At 46.9% G+C, this 11,202-nt stretch carries 9 protein-coding genes; 2 read left to right on the top strand and 7 right to left on the bottom strand.

Annotation, left to right across the window (positions count from 1 at the left end):
• Window positions 1-320: 320 nt before the first annotated feature.
• The 3 genes from ACK8OT_RS12425 to yrfG form a co-directional block, all read right to left on the bottom strand.
• Entirely contained in the window at window positions 321-1,280 is a 960-nt protein-coding gene (locus ACK8OT_RS12425; protein ID WP_410196837.1) for an MBL fold metallo-hydrolase, read from the bottom strand.
• A 2-nt stretch (window positions 1,281-1,282) separates the two neighbouring features.
• Complete coding sequence (locus ACK8OT_RS12420; RefSeq protein WP_410196836.1) at window positions 1,283-2,350, bottom strand: DKNYY domain-containing protein; 1,068 nt, start codon at window positions 2,348-2,350, stop codon at window positions 1,283-1,285.
• An 82-nt stretch (window positions 2,351-2,432) separates the two neighbouring features.
• Complete coding sequence (gene yrfG, locus ACK8OT_RS12415; protein ID WP_410196835.1) at window positions 2,433-3,086, bottom strand: GMP/IMP nucleotidase; 654 nt, start codon at window positions 3,084-3,086, stop codon at window positions 2,433-2,435.
• A 66-nt stretch (window positions 3,087-3,152) separates the two neighbouring features.
• Here yrfG and nudE point away from each other — a divergent pair, with 66 nt between their 5' ends.
• Complete coding sequence (gene nudE / locus ACK8OT_RS12410; RefSeq protein ID WP_410196834.1) at window positions 3,153-3,713, top strand: ADP compounds hydrolase NudE; 561 nt, start codon at window positions 3,153-3,155, stop codon at window positions 3,711-3,713.
• Window positions 3,714-3,715: 2 nt separating this feature from the next.
• Window positions 3,716-4,522 carry a 3'(2'),5'-bisphosphate nucleotidase CysQ gene (gene cysQ, locus ACK8OT_RS12405; RefSeq protein ID WP_410196833.1) on the top strand — a complete coding sequence of 269 codons (807 nt, stop codon included), beginning with the start codon at window positions 3,716-3,718 and terminating at the stop codon, window positions 4,520-4,522.
• Between the two features lie 51 nt (window positions 4,523-4,573).
• Here cysQ and ACK8OT_RS12400 read toward each other — a convergent pair whose 3' ends face one another.
• The 4 genes from ACK8OT_RS12400 to ACK8OT_RS12385 form a co-directional block, all read right to left on the bottom strand.
• Complete coding sequence (locus ACK8OT_RS12400) at window positions 4,574-5,119, bottom strand: zf-TFIIB domain-containing protein (RefSeq protein WP_410196832.1); 546 nt, start codon at window positions 5,117-5,119, stop codon at window positions 4,574-4,576.
• 216 nt (window positions 5,120-5,335) lie between these two features.
• A complete protein-coding gene (locus tag ACK8OT_RS12395) occupies window positions 5,336-6,688 on the bottom strand; it encodes a sodium-dependent transporter (protein ID WP_410196831.1) in 1,353 nt (450 codons plus the stop codon).
• A 322-nt stretch (window positions 6,689-7,010) separates the two neighbouring features.
• Complete coding sequence (locus tag ACK8OT_RS12390; RefSeq protein WP_410196830.1) at window positions 7,011-10,082, bottom strand: efflux RND transporter permease subunit; 3,072 nt, start codon at window positions 10,080-10,082, stop codon at window positions 7,011-7,013.
• Window positions 10,075-11,181, bottom strand: coding sequence for an efflux RND transporter periplasmic adaptor subunit (locus ACK8OT_RS12385; RefSeq protein WP_410196829.1), 1,107 nt, complete (start codon window positions 11,179-11,181; stop codon window positions 10,075-10,077). The genes ACK8OT_RS12390 and ACK8OT_RS12385 overlap by 8 nt, the downstream gene beginning before the upstream one ends.
• Between the last annotated feature and the right edge of the window lie 21 nt (window positions 11,182-11,202).

Here is an 11,202-nt window from a genome sequence, read left to right as displayed (position 1 = left end):
TGATTTTTGTTCGAGAGGGGACACCCTGTCTAAAAGCGTTTTGAGCAAGGCGAGCAGTGTGTAGCTTAGCATTCTAAGTAAATACTGCTCAACGACGGGTAGAATGCTTACGCCCGAAGGGCTTTAGCCGAATCCGTAGGACAGCGTTTGTTGGTCATTTCTACTGCGTTAGCGCCTTTTTGCGTAGTTGACTATGCTACAAAGTCGCTGGCCACAACGAACGTTTTGTATAAATACCCAACAAATCGCTGCAAAAACCAGTACGAAAGATCAACAGGCCCTATAAACTGGCCTTAATGCGACTAAGGCCAGTTATCCTTTCAAGAAGACCGCGATAGCTGGCCAGCAGAATTGAGCTGATAATGGGCTAAATCTTGAGCCAGCCATAGCTGGCCGTGGTAAAAGCGCTTAGCCTCTTGCTCTAATATGCTAATGGATGAGACACCTTTACCACCAAATCGAGCACTAAAGTGCGTCATTACTAAGTTATCGAGCTTGGCTTGATGGGCAAATTTAGCCAGCTTTGCAGCACTTGTGTGCATCGGTGCGGGGCCAATTTTGTCGCTGATAGCTTGGCTGTAAGTAGCTTCGTGGATCAACACATTGGCGGTGGCAGCTGGCTCAGCCAAACACTCGGGCGTGTCATTATCCCCTGCGACTATAATGCTTCTTGGCTGCTGGGCTAATTGCCAAAAATCACGGCCATTTAATGCTCGCCCATCGGCCAAGGTGACTTGCTCGCCCCGTTGCATCTGTCCCCAAACGGGGCCGCGTTCAATCCCTGCGGCGATTAATTTGTCGGTATCAAGCTGATGGGCGATATCGTGCTCAACGAATTGCCAAGCGTAACAAGGTACACGGTGATTTAACGGCCAAGCGCTGACTTTAAAGCCCGCGGCGAAAACGGGTTGATCGAGTTGCGCAACATCGATAAACGTCACCGGATAACTTAAATAAGTATCGGTGAGCTTTAAGGTTAACGGAATAAACTGGCTTAACTCAGCAGGACCATAAATGGTCAAAGGTTCGGTGCGCCCTGCCATGGAGGCACTAGCTAATAATCCGACTAAGCCAAAGCAATGGTCGCCATGCACATGGGTGATAAACACCGCCCCTAGCTGCGCCAATGAATAAGGGGTGTGTAATAACTGATGTTGAGTACCTTCACCACAATCAATTAAGCACCATTGCTTACTGCGTTTTAGCCGCAGAGCCAGTGCCGTTACGTTACGGGCTTTGGTTGGAGTGCCCGCGCTGGTACCAAGAAAAGTAAATTCCATTATTAGTCTTTGTTTAAGTGCTTACCATTAAGGATATAGCCGTTTTTATCATAGGCATCGGAGCCGGTTGCATCATCATAGTCGGTGACCACCAAAGATTCGCGGTCGACCTGACTGAGCACGATAGTAGGCTCATATTGTTGGCTGAAATAGACGCGGTGTTTGTCTCGCATATAACCACGGCCAAGCAATTCAAAACTGGCCGGATCCGCGCCGGGTATCAGCTGTGAGCGCTCAGCAATGACGTCATACACATGGTTTATATCATAGCCATAGTATTGCTCGTCTGGGTACAAGGTAAAGCTGGCGACATCGGCTTCGGGCAAGATGATGTGATCTTGGTAATAAATGTGCTGATTATCTTTTGCAAGGGCACCAAAGATGACTTTGAAGCTGGATAAATCTGCGTTAGGTACTTTAATGCCATTACAAAAAAGTTGTTCGCCATCGGTTAAATAAACCGCATAACTGTCATCATGAAACAGCGAGACCTGCTGTGGGTTAAGCGCTAATTGCTCGGTGTAACGATAAACATATTGGCTATCAGCCCAGTATTCATCTAAGCCTTGCCCAACAAACAAGGGGTGAAAGCTGGCGCTTTCGGCCCCTTTTAACACCTCACCACGGTAATAGACATGGTGGTTATCTTTTGCGTAGACGGAGTCACGAAAGCTAGGTTGGTGCTCAAGTAAGGTAAACGAGTCGGCATGTGCCATGGTTAAATGTTGACCATTGTAATAAACCTTTTGCTCTACCACGCTGTAGCCTTCATTGGCGATGCCCTTAAGGGTATTAGAGAGTAATGCGCCATAGCTGGCGTAGACTAAAGCGATATTAAGGGGAATACCTATGAGTGCGAGGTATTTGCCCGGAATAACAAAAAGTGACCAGCCGCCGAGGGCGTAAATTAAGCAGATGGCGCTGGGGTAGAGCAAAATAGCTAAGGTAGAGTAAACATTAGCGGCATCATTGCTGGCACCTGGGCCACCAAACATCATCACGCTGGTGATCCAAAATAGTGGCCAGCATAAGATGGCCAGTACGGTGAGTATTTGTATTGCAATCAGCATGGTCATTCCTTTTCCATCATAGACTTGGCCTCAAACACTGGATTTCGCTACTTGGGTTAATTGGTCAAGCCCAGTTAATCCGCTATTTAGGCATAATTTCGCTAAAGTTACTGATGGCTGTGTGGCGGTGAAAATGCTTTTGTGGCAATCCTGAATCAGGTAAATCAATGGCAATAAGGTGTTTGATGCCAAAGGTTTTGGCTGCATCAAGCACGGTTTCATTGTCATCAATAAACAAGGTGCGCTGAGGATCAAACTGCAATCTTTGCTGCACTTGATGCCACAGGGCTTGCTCTTCTTTGGGAACGCCATATTCATGGCTGGAAATACAGCTATCGAAAAATTCAATTAGGTCGGTATGTTCATTTTTCAATCGCAACCCCTCAGGATGGGCGTTGGTAACTAAGTGGCTTTGTTTGTTCGCGAGACGTAGCTGCTGTAAAAAGGCTTTAGCATCTTGGCGCCAGTTGATCTTATCGGCGACTTGGTGCTGTAATTGGTAGATATCTAGCCCTAAGGTTTGCGTCCAATAATCGTAACAGTACCAGTGCATGCTATCTTCGACGGCTTGATACTTTTGCTGCATGATCTGCTTAGCTTGGGCAAAAGGAATGCGTAAGTGATCGGCATAGGCACTGGGTACGACATGATTCCATAATTGGTTGTCATAATGTAAATCCAACAAGGTGCCGTCCATATCGAGTAACACTGTGTCTATCTCTTGCCAGTTGATCATGGTGTTCCTTATAAATATCTGATATACACGGGTAGTGTAACTTTTCTTATTGCAACAGGCGAGAAGATGGCTAAATCGGTAAAAAAACCTAAGATTATCAATGCAGAGATAGTAGCGCAAAGTCGGTTTTTTAAAATTGAAGCGCTGGATCTTTGCTTTAGTAATGGCCAGCAGCGTCGTTATGAGCGAATGAAAAGCAGTGGTCATGGTGCTGTGATGGTGGTGCCCATTCATCAAGAGCACCTGATATTGGTACGCGAGTATGCCGCAGGAACCGATAGCTATGAGCTGGGTTTTCCCAAAGGCTTAATCGATCCCGGTGAGCAAGCCGAAGTGGCTGCTAATCGTGAGTTAATGGAAGAAGCAGGCTTTGGCGCGCATCAGTTTACGCCATTAAAGTCGCTGCAACTGGCGCCTGCATATTTTGCCAATGCGATGCAGGTTTTTGTGGCACAAGATTTATTCCCGCAATCTTTAGAGGGGGATGAGCCTGAGCCAATGGAAGTTGTGCATTGGCCCATAGCGCAAGCAATGAATTTGCTTAACGAACCCGATTTTAATGAAGCGCGCAGTGTTTGCGCTTTACTACTTGCGCTGCAGTGGCTAGACGCAGCGACACAGGAGTGATTATGCAACCTATAGACTATTTAGCTTCTGCTTGTGATTTTGCCCGCCAAGCGGGTGCGATTATTAAACAAATATATGATTCAAAGGACTACTCTGAAAAAACCAAAGGGGATGATACCCCAGTAACCAGCGCCGATATTGCCGCGCATCAGTTTTTGGTTAAGGCCTTTCATGATTTAACCCCTGATATCCCGATGCTCTCGGAAGAAGCCGCCGACATTCCGTTGGCGCGCCGAGCTAATTGGTCAACCTATTGGTTAGTTGATCCCCTTGATGGCACACAAGAATTTATCTCGCGTAGCGGTGACTTTGCGACCATCATTGCTTTGGTGCATGAGCACAAACCTGTGCTTGGCGTGATTTACGCGCCGATTGCGGATGTTTGTTACTATGCTGTATCTGGTCATGGCGCTTATAAGCAAGTTGGCGATCAAACGCCGGTTGCTATTTCCAGCATGCAATATGATGTGGATACCAAGCAGCTCAATGTGGCAGTGAGCAAGGTGCAATCCTTATCTAAAATTACCGATTTACTGGCTCCTGATTATAACTACAACATGATCCCATTAGGCTCAAGTTCCCTGAAAAGCTGTTTAGTCGCCGAAGGCAGTGCCGATTGTTATGTGCGTGTTGGCCCAACGGGCGAATGGGACACAGCCGGGGCGCAGTGCATAGTGGAAGAAGCGGGTGGCAAAATTCAAAGCCTGAAATTGGAAGCGCTGAGTTATAACGAGCGTGAAAGCCTAGAAAATCCGAATTTTATTGTGGTGGGTGATAATCAATTACCTTGGCATCAGATTATTCGCTAATCGAATGCCAAGGTATTGCCCTTATGGCGAAGGCTAACCCGTTTGGGTAAGTTACGCGCTGTAAGGGTCTTCTGCGACTAAATAGGCGAGCATTTCTGCTTTGTGCTCTGAATCTTTTAACCAAGCCTTCACTTGCTGTAATTGCGCATAATCTTGCTCGCCAAAACGATTTTCATATTGCGCTTTAAGCACATCGGCGGTTTTTTCTAAACGAATGTTACGTTGCCACGGGTCGGTAAAAATCTTGTTAAGTTGATTGCTTAAACCTGACTTAACCAGTAGCTCCCATTCACCCTTATCTAGCCATATACCGTTAACCGCCACACTTAAATCAACCTTATGTTGATGCTGGCTAGACATGCGATATTTACGCATTAAACGTCCAGTAATAGGACAAATCATCGCCTTAGTGGTTTCACTTGGCTCGATATCTTCAATATCGGTTTCTTGCAATGGGGCAGGGTTAACCTCTTTCCATCTTAAGTAGTCAGCCAGATAAAAGAAATGACCGCCACAATGGTCACATGTTAATGAAGGCAATAATTGCGCTAGGTTGCCTTGTTGTAATTCACCGTTTTCACAGCTGGTACATTGCATGAACACTCTACTCCTTGATGATGAAGCAGACATTATATAGCGCACAGGGTGACTGAAAAGTGGTAAATAAAAAAAAGGTGAACTAGGGCCTTTTCGCGTAGTTGACTATGCTACAAAGTCGCTGGCCACAACGAACGTTTTGTATAAATACCCAACAAATCGCTGCAAAAACCAGCACAAAAGATCAACAGGCCCTGACACTTCACCTTTATCAAATCACGCGGTGTAGGCTCTAAACACTAAGAAACCGACAAGTAAAGGACACACGTATTTCACGTAAACAGGCCAGATCTTCCAAAATAGGCTCTGCTCTATGTCTTCATCACCTTGTTTTATTTCGGCTAGTACCTTATTGCGCTGCCAGACCCAGCCGGCAAATAAACAGACCATTAAGCTGATCAAGGGCTGCGCATACTGAGTTGAAATAGTAATGACTAAGCCAAATAAGCTGGCAAAGTTAAACACTATGATGCAGCTAAGGGCGACACAGGTAATGCCGACCAGCCACACTACTTTGTTGCGATCTAAGCGGGTCACTTCACAAACAAAGGCAACCGGTGTCTCCAGCATCGCGATGGAAGAGGTTAAGGCGGCAATCACCAGCAAAAAGAAAAAGCCAAAACTGACCACGTACTTGGCTGAGCCCATGGTTTCAAATAAGGCAGGAAGCACGGTAAAGACTAAGTTATCCCCATCAACTAATTGGCCATGTTCATTAAATATTTCAACCCCTTGTGCCATGGCCACATACATGGCTGGCACAATCAATAAGCCCGCTAAGAACGCCACGCCGGTGTCAACCAAGGTCACTTGGGCGGCAAGCTTAGGCACACTGTCTTGCTTATTTAAGTAAGAGCCATAAACCATCATGGCGCCTGAGCCCAGTGATAATGAAAAGAAGGTTTGACCTAAGGCATTAGCAAGTAAATCCGGGTTTAATAAATGGCTAAAATCGGGGATTAAATAGGCCTTTAATCCGGCCATCGCGCCCTCTTGGGTCATCATGTATAAGGCACTGACAATTAACAATAAAAACAGCAAAGGCATTAACCGAGTCGCCCACTTTTCAATGCCGTCTTTAATGCCTTTTTTCACCACTAAAATAGTCAGTAAACCAAAGGCGAGGGTAAAGACCAGATTTCGCGATAAGGAGAAATCCGTTAGCCAGCGACTTTGCTCAGACAAGTCCGCCAATGAAAATACCGGCGCTAAGGTAAAGCTGATAAACCAGCCGGAAATAATACTGTAAAAAGTAAATATTAAGGTCACCACCAGAATTGAGCCTATGCCCGCAATGGCTCCCAGATGATGGGTAAATGGCGAGTTGGCGACACTTTGCATGGATTTCATCGGGTTGGCTTGACCTGCACGGCCAATCAGTAATTCGGCCACTAACATGGGATAGCCCAAAATAAAGATCAGTGCCAAATAAACCAATAAGAAGGCGCCGCCGCCATTACTGGCCGCTTGAGTGGGAAACCCCCAAATATTGCCAACCCCGACCGCGCAACCTGCTGCGGCTAAAACAAACCCTAGCCTAGAGCTAAATTGTCCTCGTGAATGTGCCATTTGTATCCTGTCTGTTGTGTGTATGTGGCTTGCCAAGAATCAACGGCGGCCGGTAGAAATTAAACCCGCATAGTGGGATTTAGATAAATCATTGTCAAATGTATATGCTGCATTTTTGAATAAAATAAGTTTTGTTTGTTGGTTAATTTGTCTTTTTAGGATTGTTGTTCTGAATTTTGATGCTCACTTACTTGAATGTGAAAAGCGGTAGTCCATCCAGTATGACTTAACTGGCGCTTGCTTGCGCCAGACATGGGCCTAATCATATTCATACGGCATTCACTAGGAGGCTCCATTAACCGGAATTGAGGTTAAATTCTATTCATGCGCTGACTCTGGCTGTATGGGCCGCCCTAGGACGCAATATTAAAAAGCCGGCCGGGACAAAGAAGAAAGAAATCAAGGTCGTTAATGCGGTGCCTCCAGCGATGGCGATGGCAAAGGGGGGCCAAAATCCGCCTCCTGCTATGATCAAGGGTAAAAAACCGCCCACGGTAGTAATTGTGGTTGAGCTGATATGGCGGGTACAGCTCATGACACAGTTGAGAGCCGCTGTTTTGTTACCTTGCATGGCCTCGGGGTCGGATTTTAGTTCGGCCAAAATGACGATAGCCGCATTGATAGCTAAACCAATCAGGCCAAGGAGACCAATGATCACGGTAAAACCAAACGGGTAGTTACCTAAGTACACACTTAATAGGCCAAGTCCGGCGGCTTGCAGTGCGGTGAGCATGATCAATAAACTCAAGCGAAACGAGTTAAATGACAAGACGATAACGGTAATTAGCAAGGTAATGACCAGACCAAGGCTGGCCAATAAGTTACCCACAGCGTCATCGCGTTTAGCCGCTTCACCACCAAATTCCAACCGATAGCCAGCTGGTAAGTTAATGCTCTGCTCGTTAAGGCGCTGCTTCAATTGATTGAGTACCGTTGCGGGTAGCACGCCTTGGGTTAAATATGCTTCAACAACATTGACGCGCTGGCCGTCGCGCCGTGGGATAGCGCCGCGACTGGGTTGCAGCTCTAGCTCAGCAAGGGCTGACAGCGGAATAATGCCTTGTTGCGCCGAGGTAACATTGACGGCATTTAAATCGGCTAACTCGCGTCGGCTATCGGCGGCCAATTGAATTCGGATCGGAATGGACTCGGTAGATTCAATCACCTTACTGCCCACCATACCTTGGGTATTGCCTTCCAGTTGCTCGGCCACTTGGGTTAACCCTAAACCCATGACGCGACTGGCTTCCTCATTAACCTTGAGCCAAACCTTAGGCGTGCCTGCGAGTAAGGTGGCTCGGGTATGTAACACATCGGGTAAAGTGTAAAGTACCGACCTTACCTCATCACCCAAGTGTTTTAAGGTGTCTAAATTGGGGCCATACAGCCGAACTTCGATAGGGGCATTAAACGGCGGCCCTTGCTCTAACTGGCGAACTAATATTTGTGCCTCTGGAATGGCCTGATCTAACTTAGCTTGTAGCTCATTGATTAACCGATTAGCCACCGTGAAGTGAGCGGTTTTTATCATGGCCTGTGCATAGTTTTGCGCCCCTTGTTGGCGCAATAAAAGATTGTAGTAAAAAGTCGGGGCATTGTTGCCTATAAACCAGCTAACGTCTTCGATACCATCATATTGCTTTAGGATTTCATCTATTTGCTGGGTGACGGCTCGGGTTCGCTCAATGCTGGCTTGGGGAGCTAAAAATAGCTCGATATGAAACATATCACGATCCGATGGTGGGAAGAATTGCTCGGTCAGTTGTCCCGCACCGTAAAAACCGGCCGCAGGCACTAAAAACACCAAGGAGACACTCAGCTTGGGATAGCTTAATGAGAGCCCGAGTAGTTTTTTAAACCCATTTGCCAGCCAAGGTAAATGAATGCCGTTTTGATACCAGCCGTGGTTGGCTTCTCGTTGGCGTATGAAGCGCCCCGCGATACTGGCTAAAATGGTATGTGAGATAAGATACGATCCGATTAAGGAAAAAATCACACTTAAGGCGATACCACCAACAAACTCACCCGCTGGACCCGGCATTAATATAATGGGCATAAATGCCAAAACAGTGGTGAGGGTAGAGCCTAATAAGGGCAACCAAAGGTGGCGTATAGAGCGCTGCACCGCATATAAGGGAGACATGCCTTGATGACGTTTTTGACCGATGGAATCCACCATAACAATGGCGTTATCCACCATGATCCCTAAGGCCACAACTAAGCCAGTCACCGACATCTGATGGATGGGTAAGCCAAAATATTTCATGCAGCTTAGTGTAAATAGCACGGTGACGGGTAAGGACAGGGCAACGATCAAAGCCGAACGCCAACCTAAGGTAAGCAGCAATACTAAGGTAATAATGGCAAAACCAAACAGCACATTATCCATTAACTCCATTAAGCGAGTTTGGGTGTAGCCGTTCTGATCGAAAATAATGGCGCTCGTAATATTGGTTGGTAGCGCTTGATTAAAAGCGTCAAGGGTCTTATCCACTGCCGTTGACCAAGAGTCGATGCGAAGATCTGGCAGCATCCGCGCCGATATCACCACCCCTTGTTGGCCATTAATAATCGCAATACTGGACTCAGGAGTGCGGATACTGCGCTTTACCTCGGCAAGATCGCCAAGGCGATAGATAAAGCCTTTACTGTCGCTCAATAGCGGTATTTGTCTGATGCGCTCTAGGGAATCTAGCTCACCCCGCAACTCTAATTGCATTACATTGTCTTGGTTACTTAATTCACCGGCTGCAACCTTGGCATCGGCATTGTTGATCAAATGGGCAATATGGGCACTGGTGAGTTTTAGAGCCGAAGCTGTATCTAGGTCTAGCTCGACCAGTATTTCTTCTTCCGGAGCCCCTTGCACCTCGACAAAATCGGTACCGGCAATCAAACGTAAGCGGTTTTGTAATTCGCTGGCATAGCGACCTAAGATGGCGATATCAGCAGGGGAATCATGATCCCAAGTCAGAGCGATAATGCGGGTAAAAGCATAGCCTCTGTCGTCATCTAAATGAGGAGGTAAGCTGCCTTGAGGCATTTCAGGGGCAATGTCACTTAATAAATCGCGAATGCGAGACCAAACCGGAATGCCTTCGGTGATTTCATCTTTAAGCTCAACTTGGACCACCGAAATACCCGGACGAGAAGTCGATGTCAGCACTTTTATTTCCGGCAATTTGCGGATTTTACTTTCAATTTTTTCGCTGATCAGGGCTTCCACCCGCTCGGCTGAGGCGCCAGGAAACTGAGTAACAACGGTTGCAAAACGGTTATTGATGCGCGGGTCTTCCATGCGCGGTAAGGTATGTAGCGCGCCAAGGCCAGATACGATGAGTACCGCGAGTGCCAACACCAATAATCGCGTGTTATTGACCAAGACTTTAATCATGGCTTGGGCTCCATTGACTTGCTTTTGTGGTCACCCGCTGACCCGGTACAAACTTATGCAATCCTGTGGCAATGATGCGCTCTTGGTCATGCACCGCACCATAAATATAAGCGGCTTCTCGACTGGCGTGAGCAACGCGAACATCGCGTCGTTCAATTTGCCAGCTTTGGTCATCCTGCTGCACTAGAGCAAACACATTCCAGGTGCCTCGTAAGCCATCGGTTAATGCGCTTAGCGGCACCCAAAAGCCGCTTTGCTGCTGTTGCTCAACCAAATTAAGATAGGCTAACTGACCGGGTATAAAACTAAAATTATCAGCGATGGCAAATCTCAATTGCACGGTTCGAGTTGCGGGATCAACCGAGGCGCCCTTGGTGATTAAACTAACTGGAACCGTTTGTCCCGCGATAGTGGCCTTGGTGTGTTGGTTTAGGTTGTGATCGAGTTTGTCCAATAAGCGAACTGGCAAACCAATGCGGACTTCTTGATCGGACAATTGCAGTAATTCAAACACCGGACTGCCCGCACTCACCACCTGGCCTTGAGAGACTAAGCGTTGGCCAACCTGAGCGTCAAAGGGAGCTAATAGTTGCGATTTTTCGATGCGGGTTTGATTGGCGGCAAGCGAGGCGTTAATGCGCGCCTTGCTGGCAAACAGGGACTTTTGTCTCGCCTTTAGTTCATCCACGCTTTGATCTGAGGTATAGCCCTTTTTTTGCAATGAATTTAATCGGTTAAGATTTGCCTTAACCAATACAATATCAGCGTCAGTCTGAGCTAATTGAGCGTAAAGCTCGTCGCGTTCAATGAGCAATAACTCGGTATCTAAGGTGGCCAGCACGCTGCCTTGTTTAACTGTCTCACCGGTATTAACTGCCAAGTGGGCGACCTTTCCGGCTAATTCAAAACCGATATTGGCATTTTGCTTAGCAAATACACTGCCGACAAATTGCCTTGCTATGGTAAAACCAGATTGCTGTGTTAATACAATACTTTCGGTATGATGCTCGGGAACTGGTTCGGCGTAAAGGTAATGGCCAGTCATTAAGTACAAGCCAATTAATAGGCTAGCGTAGCGAAGAAAATAAAGTTTGCCCATGCGTGATCCCGTTTTAATCTG

The organism is Motilimonas thetidivivens (assembly GCF_046452435.1).
Classification (GTDB): domain Bacteria; phylum Pseudomonadota; class Gammaproteobacteria; order Enterobacterales; family CBDFNC01; genus Motilimonas.
The sequence above is the reverse complement of the archived record's forward strand: the minus strand, read 5'-3'. Positions and strand labels throughout refer to the sequence as shown.

What these genes read in the sequence shown, in the direction of transcription:
- ACK8OT_RS12425 (WP_410196837.1), bottom strand. Translation starts at nt 1,280, where the DNA reads ATGGAATTTACTTTTCTTGGTACCAGCGCGGGCACTCCAACCAAAGCC.
- ACK8OT_RS12420 (WP_410196836.1), bottom strand. Translation starts at nt 2,350, where the DNA reads ATGCTGATTGCAATACAAATACTCACCGTACTGGCCATCTTATGCTGG.
- yrfG (WP_410196835.1), bottom strand. Translation starts at nt 3,086, where the DNA reads ATGATCAACTGGCAAGAGATAGACACAGTGTTACTCGATATGGACGGC.
- nudE (WP_410196834.1), top strand. Translation starts at nt 3,153, where the DNA reads ATGGCTAAATCGGTAAAAAAACCTAAGATTATCAATGCAGAGATAGTA.
- cysQ (WP_410196833.1), top strand. Translation starts at nt 3,716, where the DNA reads ATGCAACCTATAGACTATTTAGCTTCTGCTTGTGATTTTGCCCGCCAA.
- ACK8OT_RS12400 (WP_410196832.1), bottom strand. Translation starts at nt 5,119, where the DNA reads ATGCAATGTACCAGCTGTGAAAACGGTGAATTACAACAAGGCAACCTA.
- ACK8OT_RS12395 (WP_410196831.1), bottom strand. Translation starts at nt 6,688, where the DNA reads ATGGCACATTCACGAGGACAATTTAGCTCTAGGCTAGGGTTTGTTTTA.
- ACK8OT_RS12390 (WP_410196830.1), bottom strand. Translation starts at nt 10,082, where the DNA reads ATGATTAAAGTCTTGGTCAATAACACGCGATTATTGGTGTTGGCACTC.
- ACK8OT_RS12385 (WP_410196829.1), bottom strand. Translation starts at nt 11,181, where the DNA reads ATGGGCAAACTTTATTTTCTTCGCTACGCTAGCCTATTAATTGGCTTG.